Genomic DNA, 14,611 nt, shown 5'->3' with positions numbered 1-14,611 from the left:
AAAATGCTTTCAAGACGTCAGTTGCTAGGCGCGGGAGCCCTGCTCGCCGGTGCCACTGCATGGACCAAAACGTCGGCGATGGGGCTGCCCGATGCTGCAATCATGGAATCTCCCGACATGCAGCCTCCGATCTTCCCGACGAGCGGACCGGACTACCAGCCGGTCGTGACGCTCAACGGCTGGACCCTTCCGCAGCGCATGAACAACGGCGTGAAGGAGTTCCATCTGGTGGCCGAGCCGGTCGAGCGCGAGATGTCGCCGGGCATGACTGCCTATCTCTGGGGCTACAACGGTCAATCTCCCGGCCCGACCATAGAGGCGGTCGAGGGCGATCGAGTCCGCATCTTCGTAACAAACAAACTGCCGGAGCACACGACGATCCATTGGCACGGCATGATCCTGCCCAACGGCATGGACGGAGTGACCGGTCTAACCCAGCCCGGCATCCCGCCCGGCAAGACCTTCGTCTACGAGTTCGACCTCGTGAAGAGCGGCACATTCATGTACCACCCGCACGCCGACGAAATGGTCCAGATGGCCATGGGCATGATGGGCTTCTTCGTCATTCATCCCAAAGACCCGAAGTTCATGCGCGTGGACCGCGATTTCGTATTCCTGCTGAACGCCTTCGACATCGAACCGGGGTCGTACGTCCCGCGCATCATGGAGATGACGGATTTCAATCTCTGGGCATGGAACAGCCGCGTCTTTCCGGGGATCAGCCATCTTCCCGTGGGGAAAAACGACCGGGTCAGGGTCCGGGTGGGCAACCTGACCATGACCAATCATCCGATCCACATGCATGGCTACGATTTCGAGGTGACCTGCACCGATGGCGGCTGGGTCCGGCCGGAGGCGCGGTGGCCGGAGGTGTCGATCGACATCCCCGTCGGCGCCATGCGGGCATATGAGTTCGAAGCCAAATATGAGGGCGACTGGGCAATCCATTGCCATAAGTCGCACCACACAATGAACGCGATGGGCCACGACGTGCCCACGTACATCGGCGTCGACAACTCAAAAGTCACCGACAAAATCCGCCGGGTCCAGCCCGATTACATGGCCATGGGTGACCGCGGCATGGCCGACATGGGCGAGATGGAGATGCCGCTTCCCGACAACACGATCCCGATGATGACCGGCTGGGGCCAATTCGGCGCCATCGAGATGGGCGGCATGTTCTCGGTCGTGAAGGTTCGCGAGGGCCTCGCCTCGAACGATTATGCCGATCCGGGCTGGTACCAGCACCCGGAGGGAACCGTGGCTTACGAGTGGAAGGGGGATGTCCCCGCTCCGACGAAATCAGGCGACGCAAAAACGATGGCCCCGGCAGCGCACGGCGGTCACGGCAAACAGGGATGAGAACCGAAACCCCTCGACCTCAACCATGAGAGAAAGTGCAGCATGAAACATATTATCGCAGCGACCGCTTTGATGGCGGTCAGTTCGGGAGCAGCTCTTGCCGGTGGAACCCACGCTGGAGGCCATGGCGACAAAGCCGCCACGATGCCAATCGGCAGCCCTGGCGAGGCTGGCAAGGCAAAGCGGACCATCAACATCTCAATGTCGGAGAAGGACGACGGAAAAATGTTGTTCCAGCCGGCCGTGCTCAAGGTGAAGAAGGGCGAGACCGTTCGCCTGGAGTTCGTCAACAAGGGCCAAGTCGACCACGAATTCGTCATGGACGTCCATGACGGGATCATGGAGCACAAGGCGCTGATGGAGAAATTCCCCGAGATGGAGCACGCCGATCCCAATTCGATCCGGCTGGCGCCCGGCGCCAGAGGCGAGATCATCTGGACGTTCGCCAACGCCGGCGAATTCGGCTTCGCCTGCCTGATCCCGGGTCACTACGATTCCGGCATGAAGGGCGATATCACCGTCGCCCACTAAGCCCCCAAAATCGCAAAGGAAGCAGTCATGAAGATATTGACAAGAGCATTCTCGACCCTCGCGCTCGCGCTCGCCATCGGCGGGAGCGCGTTCGCACAGGAATACGTGAAAGGCGAAGTCGTCAAAGTCGATGCCAAGCAGAAAAAGCTGACGATCAAGCATGAGCCGCTGACCAATCTCGACATGCCAGCGATGACGATGGTGTTCGTCGTCGCGGAGGACGGCATGATCGAGAAGGTCAAAGCGGGTCAGGCAATCGAGTTTGCAGCCGACCGCGTCAACGGGCGCATCACGGTCACCGATATCAAGTGATCTGGGACTGGCGCCGCGAGTTGCAAATCAACCCGCGGCCGCCGTCCGATCAGGCAAAAACGCGCTTCATGACGAGGGGCCGCGCAGAATGTTATCCAGAGATTCTCTTGCCAATCGTCAGGTGCCCTCGCGCGCGAAGGCGAGCGCTGCTTCCGTCATCGTCTGAATTTCCTCGATGGTCTTCAGCATTTTTTCCTGGAGATCGTGATCCTGGACGAACTCGGCGCGCAGCCGGAGCGAGGTCAGCGGCGTGCGCAGGTCGTGGCTGATCGCCGCCAGCATGCGCGTACGGTCCTCGACGAAGCGCTGCAGGCGCTCCTGCATGCGGTTGAACGGGCGTGCCTGTCGCTTTGGGGTCATCGTCCTATTCTCAAGACCACTCTTCGCCCATCGGAAAGGATTCCCGTTCCTGTGCCAGTTGGAGGTTGTCTGCTGGTCAGCGAGAACACGAATCGGGTTGAGAGTCGTCCGCAAACCATCGTTCCTTCTCCACGCGAAAAGGTAAGGTTGATGGTAGTTGTCCCTCGGCATTCGACCCCGGTATTGGTCTGCCCGCGAATAGTTCCGCGCCGTGTGATGCTGTTGACGGCAGCCGTCCCGGAAAAGGAGAGCGTCCCATCAATAGTCTGACCGGAGACTGGTGCCGTGATGATGAGCGGGTTTTGCGCCTGCGCGTAGCCGACAGCGTAGCCGACACCCCAGGCTATCAACATTGTCGCTAAGATTCGCCGGAAAGTACGGTGCATTTGGACGGTTCCTGTTGAGACCGCTGCAGTGCAGACCGCGAGACGGTCATGCTCGGCCTTTCCTGCCAGTCGGTCGTGTCCCACCGCGTGGTGTAGGTCGGCGGTAGCGAAGCCGCTCGCGAGCGCGCGCCCTCAACAGCGCTGTAGCGAGCGAGCGGCGTAGCGGCGGTCATCGATCTTCTTCGGTAGGGTTGGGTTGCTGACACAACCTGATTTGAAGGAACCACCGATGACCAACGACATGATGAACCTGCGCACGCTCGTAGAGAAGACCCCGACGCCGATATCCTGCGCGAGATGATCGGGTTTGCCGCTGAGCGGCTGATGGAGATGGAGCGGCCCTGCTTATGACTTGATCCTGCTACCGCATATCCGTGCCCCTTTAATGTTCAGAGGCCACTGGCGGAAAGCTCTTGACCTTCCCAGCGACCGGAAGTCCTTATCCTGTGGTTTTGGGGCGATGGGGAAGGCGATGTCGCGTCTAGCAGCCGCGTCAGCCCGGAAAATGTTTATCCATCCCGGATATCGGGCATCATACGACCAACAACAATGTCGAAGCAAAGGGCGGTGGCGGACTGATGGTCGTAATCGATGTGCAACCCTGAAGCCCGCTCCGCAAGGCGAAACGTAGATGGATGACTTTGCCGTTTACGGCGGCCTGTTTCTTGTCGCCTTCGCCGCGGCGACCATCTCCCGGCGCAGTCGGAGGCCGCCCTTGCAGGGCTCCTCGCCATGAATTCCTTTTCGCCGGCACTGATCGACCCAATGCGGACGTTCGCTCTCCGAGAACGAATTCACGCCCATGACCCTAGGCAGACGCCTTACCGCCGGCCGGCCTACGTCCGCTCTGGACGTGGAAGCTGACGTCGCGTTGCTCCCGCCCGAGACATAAGGCGGGAGACCGCAATTTGTTGCATCAAGCCGGCAGCGGCTCGTGGAAACGGCACCAGCCATTTGGGCTGATTGCACCGGCAACGATCTCGCACCCGTTTGGCTCTCGGAAGTGAGTACACCCACCGCAGCGTCGGCCATGATTTGGGGTGTCCTGGTACAGCGCCAGCGCCTTGGTTGTCTTTCCGGCTGCCATCGGTCCAGTCATACAGGCTGAAAGGCCGCCGGCGCTGGCAATCGCCGCACCGGTCACAGAGACTTTCAGGAAATTGCGGCGAGACAGCGCTCGGCTTGAAGCTGCCGATCCGTGGTTCACATCATCATCTTTACTCATGGTCTTTCTCCAAGAGCAGCCCTCGTCGCAGTTGGCTCAGGTGCTCTTGAGCGTGCCGTTCATCCCTTCCGGATAGAAGCCGCCCTTGCTCACTCCGTCCTTGTCGCTGAGATAGACGATCCGGAGCACCTCCTGTGGCGTTCTGGTGAAGGCGATCGCATCGGGCGTCGAAGGAACGATGTTGGCTTTTCCATCCACCTGGATTCCCTGATCCTTATCGTCAGATCCGTCGATTTTGTCTCGGGCATCGCAGACGGCGTTGGCGGCCTTCCAGGCTTCCTCTCCCTTCCGGTATAGCGTCGATCGCGCCATGCCCATGTGGTAGGCCTCGACCGCCAGGATGCCTGCGGCGGCGGCGAGGAAGTCTTTGTTTTTCAGAACCGTCGCCGCACCGGCATAGGCGGTGACGCCGACATCCTCGAACAACATCCCGCCGAGAACGAAGTTCGTTTCGTTGCCGAAGGGGTCGAAGTCCGACCCGAGGCCCGCCGCTTCCGCGACGGCCTTGAAACCGGCATCGAAATCGATCGCCGGCCGGTCAACAGCGTCCGTTCCAAGCGTCTTGCGGTAGAAGCGGACGTGCGCGAGTTCATTTTCGGCGACTTCCTGCATGAATTCGCCGATGGCCGGCGTCTCGAAGGAGACTTGCTTGCCGCCAACGACGTCGCCGGGTTTCGAACCAACATCGGCTGCGTCGATGCCCATTCCGGTGGTGCCGCGGAGGTAGTATTCAGCCTCCATATATTCGAGGTTGAGCGCAAAGCGGAAAATATCCTCGTCCGATATGTCCTGTGCCAATACCGGAGAAGACCGTGCGATTCCGTCGAGTGCCGCTCCGGCACCGAGTACGACAAGTCCCTGAAGCGACTGACGCCGGGATAGGTGAAGTGCGCCCTGCATGGCGGTCTCCTATGTTTTGTTGATTCAACGCCGCTGTCAGCACCGCGGCGCCGAGTGCATTTGCCTGATGATTAGATGGTCCGGGCCGCCAAAATATTCCCGCGTCCCGCTACAACATCCCCCCGAAAGGAGCCGGCGTAATCTCGGCGTGAACGGCGTCTACGTGCGCTCAGTCGCCGTGTTCAACGGATGAGTATCCTTTCGAACCAGGCGGATTGCGAGCCGGTCAAAGACTGATTGCGCGAGGCGGTCACAACGGGCGCCAGCGAAGAGAAACGTATCTGTGAACACGGTGGCGAGCTTGTCCCGCAGCGCCTCGCGGAGCAGCCGGCGTGCGCGATAAAGACGGGTGCTCACCGTCTGAGGTCGCAATGCCAAGAGAAAAGCCGTTTCCTCAATGCTCATTTCCTCGACGTCTCGCATGACAAAGACGATGCGAAAGGGCTCTGGCAAGCCACCGACGGCTCGCTCCAGGAGGTTGCGGGTTTCAGCGAGAGCGGCCGCCTCTTCGGGATCGGGCTTGTGGGCACTGAACGGAGCGACCATGCCCTCGATGGCTTTCACGTCGACGGTGGGCCGCCTTTTCCGGCGGCGTCCCAGCGCCTCGTTCAGCGCGATCCGGGTGAGCCAGGTCGACAGCTGCGCCTCCGCGCGGAATTCGGCCAGATGGGTGAAGGCGTGGATATAGGTCTCCTGAAGTACGTCCTCGGCCTCGGTGTCGTCGTTCAAGACAGCGCGGGCGACCCGGTGAAGCCGCTGATTGTGACGCTTGATGATTAACCAGAATGCGGCGGGGTCACGCTGTCGCGCGTGTTCAACCAGCCCCGCGTCGTCAAGGTCCTCGATCCTCACTGCCTCGGTGGATCCGGTCGGCTTCATCATAGGCGCTCCAGATGCATCAGCCTGCCGCGATGCGGGCGGGGTGGCTCCGCGCGGCGTGGCCTGAGGAAGTTCACCTCAAATTGCTCTTCGGAAACAGCACGCGATCGGGTTTTGCATTCATTCGCGCCAGCATTTCCTTGATCAAGCGTGTTTTGGTGCGCCCCGCTTCCTTCGGCGGCACGAGGTAACGCACGATGGCCTCGAGCCAGGTGTTTTCACTGACGCGAAAATGAACCACGGGATGCTCCTTCACTTCGAGTTCGTCCACCGGCGTTTGCGACAGGATGTGCTTATAGACCTTCACCTTCTGGCTCATGATGTCGCCGACCTGCTCGTCGACGACCTCTCTCATGGTTTTCGCTACGAATTCCAGATCGCTTTCATAAGCGAGCTGGAACTTGATTTCGTTCCAGACATAGGGAAACAGCGGCCAGGAATAGTTGAAGACCGGCGTGTCAAACACGGTGGAGTTCGGAAACTTGATGACGCGTCCGCTCGGATGATCGGTCCAAAGATGTTCGCCGCCGAATTCCCATAATGTCGTGTCGAGATAGCTGACATCAATGACATCGCCATGGGCATCGCCGATGCGAATGCGGTCGCCAACGCGATAAGGCGCCCTGGCCAAAATATAAATCCACGCGATGAAACTGGAGATCGGCATTTGCAGCGCAAAGCCGAGAATTAGTGAAATCAGGCCGAGTGAAACAACCGCAGTGTACCAGTTCACAAATAAGACTGAAATGGCCACGAAGACGATGGCGACGACGACGACTAATCGAAAAATACGTTGCAAGTTGAAGCGCGAAACACGATTGGGAATTCGGCCAATGAGAAAGACTTCGATAACATTCGCAACGGTCAGCATAACGAAAATGAGAAGGCCGCCCCTGACGTAGTTCAGCACGCGAATGCGCAAAGGCGCGTCAAGCCATTCTAAGCGCCAATTGATCAGGACTTGGATGCCAAAAAGCAGCAAGGCAGCGGCAGCGAAACCAACCGTCCACCAGACGTCTTCCTTGCGTAGGCTGAAGCGGAATTTTTCCTCGGGCTTTTTCGCCTTCTGTTCCATAGTTTTTGGGTCAGCAGTCTGTTGCGCGGCCCGTTCGAGTCGGGAAAGGTTCTCCTGTTTCCTGGCGCGCGGTTCCATGGGTTCACCTCCCGATGTGGCCATCAACACCCAGCCAGTGCCTTCTCGTTCCTCGACGGCGGCATTCCGGCAAACGACCCAACGTCAGTCGCTGACTGGCTCCCTGCTGGTCCCCGACAGCTGGCCTTCATTCCGGCGGGCCCGTCTTTGGTGAAATAGGGCGGCAAGCACGTCGCCACCATATTCGGCAAGTGCCTTATAGCCCCATCCGAAATTAAGTTGAGTTTGGTATCAGCAGCTCCCCGATAGCTCACCGGTAGAGATCTCGACTGTTCATCAAGCGGCCGTTGGTTCGAATCCAACTCAGCCTTCATCGGCCGGCGCGTTTCTTGCGTGAGGCGGACTTCGCTCCTGCGGCGGGATCATGCCGGCGGATAGCCGCCAATCCATTGGATTGCACGTATTGACTCGAGCCCATCACAACGACTGAGCGAAAGGCGGGATTCGGGATCGAGCTGAGCGTCGACGAACGGCTGAGATTAGGCGCGTTGCTGCCATTCGCAACGCCGAGAATGAAGGTCTCGAAAGGGTCAGAACCGGCCGTTAAATTGACGGACGTCCAACGGCGGAAGTCGACCCCTTGGCGGAAGTTAGAACCAGCCTCCTAGGCGCCAAAATAACGCGGCAACGGAACCCACGACGTTGGACGTTAGATGGGGTTGGTCAATCGACCTTGTTCACTCGCCCATCGTCTTTAGAGCCCGGGCGTGATTTTATTCAAAGCGCATGTCGATCCGCCGGGGGCTGGTTCGTCGACTTATTAGCGAGACTGTTCAGCGGCCACCATGTCCGCGGCTCGCCTCAGGAGGAGTTCTCAAATGCGCTTCATGTCGTTCGTCACTTCCGCCCACGCCGGACCGCCAACGGCGGAACTCATCGAGGCGATGAACAAGCTCGCCGACCGAGAAATCAAGGCCGGCCGCATGGTCGACATGGGCGGGCTCACGCCGGTCGCGATGGGCGCACAAGTGCGCATCGCCGATGGGAAGCTCAGCGTCATCGACGGTCCGTTCGTCGAGGCGAAGGAGGTCATCGGCGGCTACGCGATCATGGAGTTCCGGAACAAGGAAGAGGCCGTGGCGTCGGCGGTCGAGTTTATGCAGCTCCACAAGGATTTCATGCCGGATTGGGAGGGCACGTGCGAGGTCCGCGCTTTTGCCGGCCCTTGAGGCGAGGTTCCTGCAGACGGCGTCGGCGGCCATGACGGTCGCCGACGCCCATCGCACGATCCTCGCCGTGTGGCGGATCGAGCAGCCCCGGCTGATCACCAGTCTGGCGAGGATGCTGCGCGATGTGCCGTTGGCCGAGGATTTGACGCAGGAAGCCCTGTTGGCCGCCCTTGAGCGGTGGCCGGCCACAGGCGTTCCGGAAAAACCCGGCGCCTGGCTGATGGCGACCGCCAAGCGCCGGGCCCTGGATCATCTGCGCCGCAGCCGGATGCTCGAGCGCAAGCACGACATTATCGCCTGGGACATGGAGGAGGAGCAGCAGGCCATGCCCGACCTCGACTCGGCCCTGGACGACGACATAGGCGATGAGCTGCTTCGGCTCATCTTCACCGCCTGCCACCCGCGTCTGTCGCGCGAGGCCCGCGCGGCGCTGGCACTGCGGATGATCTGCGGCCTGACAACCGAGGAGATCGCCAGGGCCTTCCTGTTGCCGGAGGCGACGATCGCCCAGCGCATCGTGCGCGCGAAGCGGACTCTTTCGGAATCGGGGCTGGCCTACGAGACCCCAAGCGGCGAGGAGCTCTCAAAGCGGCTCTCCTCGGTGCTGGAGGTCGTCTACCTCGTCTTCAACGAAGGCTACACCGCGGCGAGCGGCGAGGACTGGCTGCGCCCCCAACTCTGCAATGAAGCGCTTCGCATGGGCCGCGTGCTCACCTCCATCGTGCCGCACGAGCCCGAAGCCCATGGACTGCTCGCTCTGATGGAGCTGAACGCCTCGCGCACGGCGGCGCGTACTGACGCCGAGGGCGAGCCAATCCTCATGCTGGACCAGAACCGCGCACTCTGGGACCAGCTCCAGATCCGGCGCGGGATGCAGGCGCTCGGGCGAGCGCGCGAATTAGGCGGAGCGGGCGGCATTTACGCCCTACAGGCAGCGATTATCGCCTGCCACGCCCAGGCGGGGACGGCAAGTGATACCGACTGGTCGCGCATCGCCGGACTTTATGCGGAGCTGGTGGCTGTCGTGCGCTCGCCAATCATCGACCTCAACCGCGCGGTTGCCGTCGGCATGGCTGAGGGCCCAGAAGTGGCGCTGGCGATCGTGGACCGCCTTTCGCGCGAGCCGGCGCTCAAAGGCTATCACCTGCTGCCGAGCGTTCGCGGCGACCTGCTCCGCAAACTCGGCCGCTACGAGGAGGCGCGCGCCGCGTTCGAAGCAGCCGCGGCGCTGGCGGGCAACAGGCGGGAACATGACCTGCTGAGACGGCGCGCCGCCGAGGCGGCCGACGCAGCGATGTCATCATAATCCCTGATCAGACAAGGACATGGTCGACCCGGATCGACCGCTTCCGGGGCTTTCGTCATTTCCTTGTGTAAGGTCTGACGTGGATATCGCTGAACGTCCGCTGTCTCACCCGACCCCCTTCCAAGGTGGTTCCGTGAAACGGCAGCTCAGGGTCAGAACTTCCGGTTCAGGCTGTGCGGCGGAAAGACAGAGAAGGTCGAACCTTGCCGATCAGGCATCGACGAAACGCTACCGTGAATCTATGTCCCAATAATGGACAGGGGGCCAGTTGCACCGCCGCCATCGAGGGCGTAGCCACCAACACGCCGGAACATAGTGCAATGGCGCGCATTTCCTCTCCTCCCGGGGAGGCGAGACCATTGCCTCTCGCGTCGACATTCGATTCACTGTTCCAGGCAGTGGGCCGAGGCATTCAGCTGCGTTTTGCAGCATGTCTCCTTCCTTTCGTCATATCGAGTCAGGACCATCAATGGCAAATCCTCCGCGCCGACCGACAAATCCACTGGCTGCTGCCGAAGCCGCCTTCAAGCCTGCCAAGAAGCCGATCGCACCGATTCGCGAAACCGCAGCTGCTCCAAATGTCAGAGAGCTTGTTTCAATCAGGATTGATCGAGCTGTCCTGGATTATTTCCAGGGCGACGGACCGGGCTGGCAGGACCGTATTAACGACGCTTTGCGGGCCATGGTCGAGAAACGGATCGCCGCCGAAGACGACCGTCCGGACGACATCACCTGAGCATCGCAGAGCCGCCGGCGGAGCTGGCGGCGAGCCAAATTGAATATGTTCTGCACGTCGGTTTGACAGGTTTGCTGGCCATGCCTCAGAGACAATCTCGAAAGCTCGCGATGATTGCTGGGTAACCACTGGCGGCGCCACGATCTTGCCGCCCATAAGCACACCGGAGGTGGCGTACACAGAGTTTCGATCTCGTAGACCTTATCAAGCGGACCCGGATTCCGTTCGTCTGGTGCCGTAGACTGCTGCGGCAGGAGGCAGGTGTAAGCACCCAGTTCGAAATCGCGCTGAGTCACCGCGCCTATTGCCCGCCCCGTTCGATCCGGCTTGCGCTAAGCCTGAAATCAATCTTGATTTTTGCTGCACGCAACGCAGCGACCAGGTCGTCACTCATAAAAATGTCGTTGAATACCGTCTGCTCGCTCCAAAGGTCGGCGCCTTCCAGCGCGGCAGGCGACAGAGCAAGGCCATCGTCCTTGACCAATGATTCGACACGCCAGATTTGCCTTTGTATCGCCTTGTCGTAATAAAGCTTTCGGATCGCTTCGCTGTTGGATTGCTCTGGTAGGAAGCTGTCCTTAGGCCCGCCAAAATTGAGCAGGAAGAACTCCCCGTTTACCGGCGTTTCCAGATCGGCCTTGTAGACCGGCAGGGGCACGAGTCCGCCGGCGCCGAGATTGAAGCGCGACAGCACCTCCGCCAGCTTGCCTTTGACGGCCATGAACGGCCCGGCATAGAACAGGTCACCGACCCTCTTGAAGCGCGTTTCCTCCCACACTGCGACCGCTTCGGTCATCTCGGTTCGCTCCAGCGGGACGCCTTGTCTGTGACGACGCAGCGCGGCAAGCACTCTCTCACTAGCAACAGGGATTTCGAAGCGCGCGGGCTCCCAGTCCTGGCCATAGAACTTTGCGCGCAGACCCTGCTTGTTGCCGATCCGCGAGTCGCTCCTGACGCGACTGATCCAGACGCTGCCGCTCATGCCGCTTCCCCTCCCAAGCCGTTGTTTTGGTCCGCCGACGGCATCCGCTGGGGTTCGCCGGCGGCCAATCCGCCGTGGATAGGCGAGCGCATAATTCGCGGCGAGCCCGATCTGGTCAAGGGACAGCGGCGAATGAGCGGCATGGATCACTGCGGCCGTGTCGCCATTGGCAACATGTCGGCGACGTCATGGACGAGGCGTTCCCGCAAACACCGGCTGGCCGCCGAGGACGTCCGGCTCGCGCACCGGACCGCGATCATGGCGCGCCGTTTGATTAGTCACAATGTTAGGAAAATGTGAGCGCCTGGCGCGACCGCGGGACGGTTTCGGTCAAGCCGGCAAGGATCGCAGTCCGGTCGGAGGGCTGGTCTCAGGCACCGGCGCCGGGGCAAGCTGCCTGGCCATGTCGATAAGCGGCAGCCTGATGACCGCGCGAAGGCCGTTGCTGCGGTTTTCCAGCGCGATGTCGCCGCCGTGGTGGCGGGCGATGGCGCGGGCAATTGACAGGCCGAGCCCGACGCCGCCGGTCTCCCGGTTGCGCGACTGCTCCAGGCGGAAGAAGGGCGCGAACACCTGCTCCATGTCGGCTTGCGGAATGCCGGGCCCGGCGTCCTCGACCACGATGTCCAGGCTGTCGCTGCGCCTGACCAGGCTCACCTTGGCCTGCTCGCCATAGCGGACGGCATTTTCGACGAGGTTGCGGATCGCCCGGCGCAGCGAGTCCGGCCGGCAGCGATACAGCACCTTGGGCCCGTCGCTGACGGTGACGTTTTGGCCCAGCTCCTCAAGGTCGTCGCAGAGGCTGCCGACCAGCGCCGAAAGATCGACGGTTCGCGTCTCCTCCACCGCGGCGTCTTCGCGCGCGAAGGCGAGCGCTGCCTCCGTCATCGTCTGGATTTCCTCGATGGTCTTCAGCATCTTTTCCTGGAGGTCGTGATCCTGGACGAACTCGGCGCGCAGCCGGAGCGAGGTCAGCGGTGTGCGCAGGTCGTGGCTGATCGCCGCCAGCATGCGTGTGCGGTCCTCGACGAAGCGCTGCAGGCGCTCCTGCATGCGGTTGAACGCCTCGGCGGTCTGGCGGATGTCGTCCGGCCCGGATTCCGGTAGCCGCGGCACGGCCTCGCCGCGGCCGAACAGTTCAGCGGCATTGGCGAGCCGTCGCAGCGGCCGCGCGATTGCCTGCGCCCCGAAAATCGCTATGGCGGACAGGATGAGTGCGGTGAGAGCCAGCGATATCGCCGATTGCGTCGTCCAGAAGGCGCTCGGCATCACCTTGGCGTAGGCGGCGTTCAGCCAGGTGCTGTCGTCGAGGCGGACGGAAAGCCCCATGCCGTTTGGGGCGCCGTCCAGATAAAGAAACTTGGCAGGTCGCGTGAACGGGCTGCCATTGCCGGACAGGTTCAGTATGCGCGGCGGCACCGAAGGGTCGGCGGCAGCGACAGCGTTCGAGGCCTGCCCGTTCATGTAGGCGGCATATTTGGCGGCAACCCCTGGCAGCGGTTTGGCGAGTTGCGTCAACGCCTCCTGTTGCCAGGCGAGGGGATTGCTCGGCCCGTCGTGCGAGGTCCAGAAGCGCGTATAGGCCGTGCCGCTGACGGTGAGGATGTCGGGTCGAAGCGAGGGCGGCGTCGTATCCAGCAAAATGGCAAGGGACGACGTGCGGCTGACGAACTCGCCCTTGGCAGCCGCGTGCAGAGCCTGCCCGCGCTCGTCCCACGAGATCAGGAAGGTGATCGCCTGCGACAGGGCGAGCGCAAGCAGCACCAGCATGAGGAAGCGGGCCGCCAGGCTGCGTTTCCACAACAGCATCATGCCTGGGCCACCTCGGCGGTGAAGCAGTAGCCGCCGCCCCAGTGCGTCTTGATCAGCATTGGATTCTTCGGGTCCGCCTCGATCTTCTTGCGCAGTCGGCTCACCTGGTTGTCGACGGCCCGGTCGAAACCGTCGGCCGAGCGCCCGACGGTGAGGTCGAGCAACTGATCCCGGCTGAGCACGATCCCGACATGCTCGATAAAAGCGGTGAGAAGGCGGAATTCGGCCGTGCTGAGCGCGACCGCCACGCCGTCGAGCCCGACCAGCTCGCGGCGGCCGACATTCAGCGTCCAGCGGTCGAAGCGCAGCGCGTTCGACTTGAGCCGACCGCGCTGCGGCGGCAGGCTGTGGACGCGCCTGAGCACAGCCTTGATCCGCGCCAGCAATTCCCGCGGATTGAACGGCTTCGTCAGGTAGTCGTCGGCCCCGATCTCGAGGCCGACGATCCGGTCGACCTCCTCGGCCATGGCGGTAAGGAAGATGATCGGAACGTCGACCGTTCCGCGCACGTGCCGGCAGGCGGCAATGCCGTCCTCGCCAGGCATCATGACGTCGAGGACGATAAGATCGGGCAGGCTGCGGTCGAGCAGCCGCTTGAGCGCGGCCGTGCTGTCGGCGACGCTGACGCGATAACCCTGCTGCGTGAGATATTTCCCCACGAGGTCGCGGATGTCCCTGTGGTCGTCGACGACCGCGATGTGCTGCGCCACTTCCATGCAATGCTCCAAGGTCGCCGCTGAATAGTCGGTCAGTATCGACGATATCTAGTTTGCGTCTACACGGATGATCACCTTCCGCGCCATGGCGGCAATCTCGCCCGACATCAACAAAGCGTGAGAAGTGTAACGAAATGTATCAGAGCACTGCGCCCGCGACAACTTGCGATGAACTGCCGGTGTTCGGGACAAGGTTCTGCGACAGCTCCCGCCTAACTTGGCCCCGTCGCTAGCCGGGACGTCCGGTCTTTGTCGCCAGGGGCGGCATCCAGACTCGGTCCTCGCCAGCCTTTGATCGAAAGGATTGCACAATGGCCAGATTGATCATCAACGGCACGCCACGTGACATCGAGGTCGATCCGGACACGCCGCTGCTGTGGGTGATCCGCGAGCAGATCGGGCTTACCGGAACGAAGTACGGTTGCGGCGTTGCCGCCTGCGGCGCCTGCACCATCCATATAGACGGCGTCGCCACGCGCTCCTGCGCGCTTCCGGTGAGCGCGGTCGAGCCCGACCAGCAAATCACCACCATCGAGGGGCTTTCGCCGGACAGCTCGCATCCGGTCCAGCAGGCCTGGCTGGCGCTCGACGTGCCGCAATGCGGCTACTGCCAGGCCGGCATGATCATGGCTGCGGCGGGTCTGCTCATGCAGAACCCGAACCCGGCGGACGAGGACATCAACGCCGAGATCACCAACATCTGCCGCTGCGGCACCTACAACCGGGTGCGCGCCGCGATCAAGCTGGCCGCCAAGGCCGGCGAAGCCACGCAACGCGGTTGA

Annotated in this window: 14 protein-coding genes and 1 pseudogene; 7 read left to right on the top strand and 8 right to left on the bottom strand. The window is 61.7% G+C overall.

All coding sequences use genetic code 11. The features are described 5' to 3' along the window. Positions 1 to 3: 3 nt before the first annotated feature. From AC0L17_RS17165 to AC0L17_RS17155, 3 genes are read left to right on the top strand one after another with little or no spacing between them, the layout of a single operon-like run. Entirely contained in the window at positions 4 to 1,362 is a 1,359-nt protein-coding gene (locus tag AC0L17_RS17165) for a multicopper oxidase family protein (RefSeq protein ID WP_473516698.1), read from the top strand. A 42-nt stretch (positions 1,363 to 1,404) separates the two neighbouring features. Next, the gene (locus AC0L17_RS17160) at positions 1,405 to 1,893 is read left to right on the top strand and encodes a cupredoxin domain-containing protein (protein ID WP_473516697.1); all 489 of its coding nucleotides are present in this window, start codon (positions 1,405 to 1,407) and stop codon (positions 1,891 to 1,893) included. A gap of 27 nt (positions 1,894 to 1,920) precedes the next feature. After that, positions 1,921 to 2,205, top strand: a complete 285-nt coding sequence (locus AC0L17_RS17155; protein ID WP_473516696.1) for a copper-binding protein — start codon at positions 1,921 to 1,923, stop codon at positions 2,203 to 2,205. Positions 2,206 to 2,331: 126 nt separating this feature from the next. Here the strand turns inward: AC0L17_RS17155 and AC0L17_RS17150 are convergent. The 5 genes and pseudogenes from AC0L17_RS17150 to AC0L17_RS17130 form a co-directional block, all read right to left on the bottom strand. Continuing rightward, positions 2,332 to 2,547: pseudogene (locus AC0L17_RS17150) on the bottom strand (histidine kinase dimerization/phospho-acceptor domain-containing protein); the annotation flags it as partial. Positions 2,548 to 3,867: 1,320 nt separating this feature from the next. Next, complete coding sequence (locus AC0L17_RS17145; RefSeq protein WP_473516695.1) at positions 3,868 to 4,176, bottom strand: twin-arginine translocation signal domain-containing protein; 309 nt, start codon at positions 4,174 to 4,176, stop codon at positions 3,868 to 3,870. A 36-nt stretch (positions 4,177 to 4,212) separates the two neighbouring features. Continuing rightward, on the bottom strand, positions 4,213 to 5,076 hold the full coding sequence (locus tag AC0L17_RS17140; protein ID WP_473516694.1) for a ferritin-like domain-containing protein: 864 nt from the start codon (positions 5,074 to 5,076) through the stop codon (positions 4,213 to 4,215). Between the two features lie 159 nt (positions 5,077 to 5,235). Further along, a complete protein-coding gene (locus tag AC0L17_RS17135; RefSeq protein WP_473516693.1) occupies positions 5,236 to 5,958 on the bottom strand; it encodes an RNA polymerase sigma factor in 723 nt (240 codons plus the stop codon). A 70-nt stretch (positions 5,959 to 6,028) separates the two neighbouring features. After that, positions 6,029 to 7,108 (bottom strand): mechanosensitive ion channel family protein, encoded by a 1,080-nt coding sequence (locus tag AC0L17_RS17130; RefSeq protein WP_473516692.1) that lies wholly within the window; start codon positions 7,106 to 7,108, stop codon positions 6,029 to 6,031. 818 nt (positions 7,109 to 7,926) lie between these two features. Between AC0L17_RS17130 and AC0L17_RS17125 the strand changes: the two genes are divergently transcribed. From AC0L17_RS17125 to AC0L17_RS17115, 3 genes are all read left to right on the top strand, one after another. After that, positions 7,927 to 8,277, top strand: coding sequence for a YciI family protein (locus AC0L17_RS17125; RefSeq protein WP_027156019.1), 351 nt, complete (start codon positions 7,927 to 7,929; stop codon positions 8,275 to 8,277). Positions 8,278 to 8,308: 31 nt separating this feature from the next. Further along, the gene (locus tag AC0L17_RS17120) at positions 8,309 to 9,583 is read left to right on the top strand and encodes an RNA polymerase sigma factor (protein ID WP_473516691.1); all 1,275 of its coding nucleotides are present in this window, start codon (positions 8,309 to 8,311) and stop codon (positions 9,581 to 9,583) included. Between the two features lie 469 nt (positions 9,584 to 10,052). Next, complete coding sequence (locus tag AC0L17_RS17115) at positions 10,053 to 10,319, top strand: BrnA antitoxin family protein (RefSeq protein ID WP_473516758.1); 267 nt, start codon at positions 10,053 to 10,055, stop codon at positions 10,317 to 10,319. A 301-nt stretch (positions 10,320 to 10,620) separates the two neighbouring features. Here the strand turns inward: AC0L17_RS17115 and AC0L17_RS17110 are convergent, their stop codons facing one another. From AC0L17_RS17110 to AC0L17_RS17100, 3 genes are all read right to left on the bottom strand, one after another. Then, positions 10,621 to 11,301 (bottom strand): hypothetical protein, encoded by a 681-nt coding sequence (locus AC0L17_RS17110; RefSeq protein WP_473516690.1) that lies wholly within the window; start codon positions 11,299 to 11,301, stop codon positions 10,621 to 10,623. 330 nt (positions 11,302 to 11,631) lie between these two features. After that, a complete protein-coding gene (locus tag AC0L17_RS17105; RefSeq protein WP_473516689.1) occupies positions 11,632 to 13,113 on the bottom strand; it encodes an ATP-binding protein in 1,482 nt (493 codons plus the stop codon). After that, the gene (locus tag AC0L17_RS17100; protein WP_023798507.1) at positions 13,110 to 13,829 is read right to left on the bottom strand and encodes a response regulator; all 720 of its coding nucleotides are present in this window, start codon (positions 13,827 to 13,829) and stop codon (positions 13,110 to 13,112) included. The genes AC0L17_RS17105 and AC0L17_RS17100 overlap by 4 nt, the downstream gene beginning before the upstream one ends. Before the next feature lie 311 nt (positions 13,830 to 14,140). Here AC0L17_RS17100 and AC0L17_RS17095 point away from each other — a divergent pair, with 311 nt between their 5' ends. Beyond that, complete coding sequence (locus AC0L17_RS17095) at positions 14,141 to 14,611, top strand: (2Fe-2S)-binding protein (protein ID WP_254026014.1); 471 nt, start codon at positions 14,141 to 14,143, stop codon at positions 14,609 to 14,611.

The organism is Mesorhizobium sp. WSM4829, assembly GCF_055811475.1.
Note: the sequence above shows the minus strand (reverse complement) of the source record. Positions and strands in the feature narration are given on the sequence as shown.

Excerpts from the sequence above, each read along its gene's own strand:
- AC0L17_RS17165 (WP_473516698.1), top strand. The coding sequence starts at position 4 with ATGCTTTCAAGACGTCAGTTGCTAGGCGCGGGAGCCCTGCTCGCCGGT.
- AC0L17_RS17160 (WP_473516697.1), top strand. The coding sequence starts at position 1,405 with ATGAAACATATTATCGCAGCGACCGCTTTGATGGCGGTCAGTTCGGGA.
- AC0L17_RS17155 (WP_473516696.1), top strand. The coding sequence starts at position 1,921 with ATGAAGATATTGACAAGAGCATTCTCGACCCTCGCGCTCGCGCTCGCC.
- AC0L17_RS17145 (WP_473516695.1), bottom strand. The coding sequence starts at position 4,176 with ATGAGTAAAGATGATGATGTGAACCACGGATCGGCAGCTTCAAGCCGA.
- AC0L17_RS17140 (WP_473516694.1), bottom strand. The coding sequence starts at position 5,076 with ATGCAGGGCGCACTTCACCTATCCCGGCGTCAGTCGCTTCAGGGACTT.
- AC0L17_RS17135 (WP_473516693.1), bottom strand. The coding sequence starts at position 5,958 with ATGATGAAGCCGACCGGATCCACCGAGGCAGTGAGGATCGAGGACCTT.
- AC0L17_RS17130 (WP_473516692.1), bottom strand. The coding sequence starts at position 7,108 with ATGGAACCGCGCGCCAGGAAACAGGAGAACCTTTCCCGACTCGAACGG.
- AC0L17_RS17125 (WP_027156019.1), top strand. The coding sequence starts at position 7,927 with ATGCGCTTCATGTCGTTCGTCACTTCCGCCCACGCCGGACCGCCAACG.
- AC0L17_RS17120 (WP_473516691.1), top strand. The coding sequence starts at position 8,309 with ATGACGGTCGCCGACGCCCATCGCACGATCCTCGCCGTGTGGCGGATC.
- AC0L17_RS17115 (WP_473516758.1), top strand. The coding sequence starts at position 10,053 with ATGGCAAATCCTCCGCGCCGACCGACAAATCCACTGGCTGCTGCCGAA.
- AC0L17_RS17110 (WP_473516690.1), bottom strand. The coding sequence starts at position 11,301 with ATGAGCGGCAGCGTCTGGATCAGTCGCGTCAGGAGCGACTCGCGGATC.
- AC0L17_RS17105 (WP_473516689.1), bottom strand. The coding sequence starts at position 13,113 with ATGATGCTGTTGTGGAAACGCAGCCTGGCGGCCCGCTTCCTCATGCTG.
- AC0L17_RS17100 (WP_023798507.1), bottom strand. The coding sequence starts at position 13,829 with ATGGAAGTGGCGCAGCACATCGCGGTCGTCGACGACCACAGGGACATC.
- AC0L17_RS17095 (WP_254026014.1), top strand. The coding sequence starts at position 14,141 with ATGGCCAGATTGATCATCAACGGCACGCCACGTGACATCGAGGTCGAT.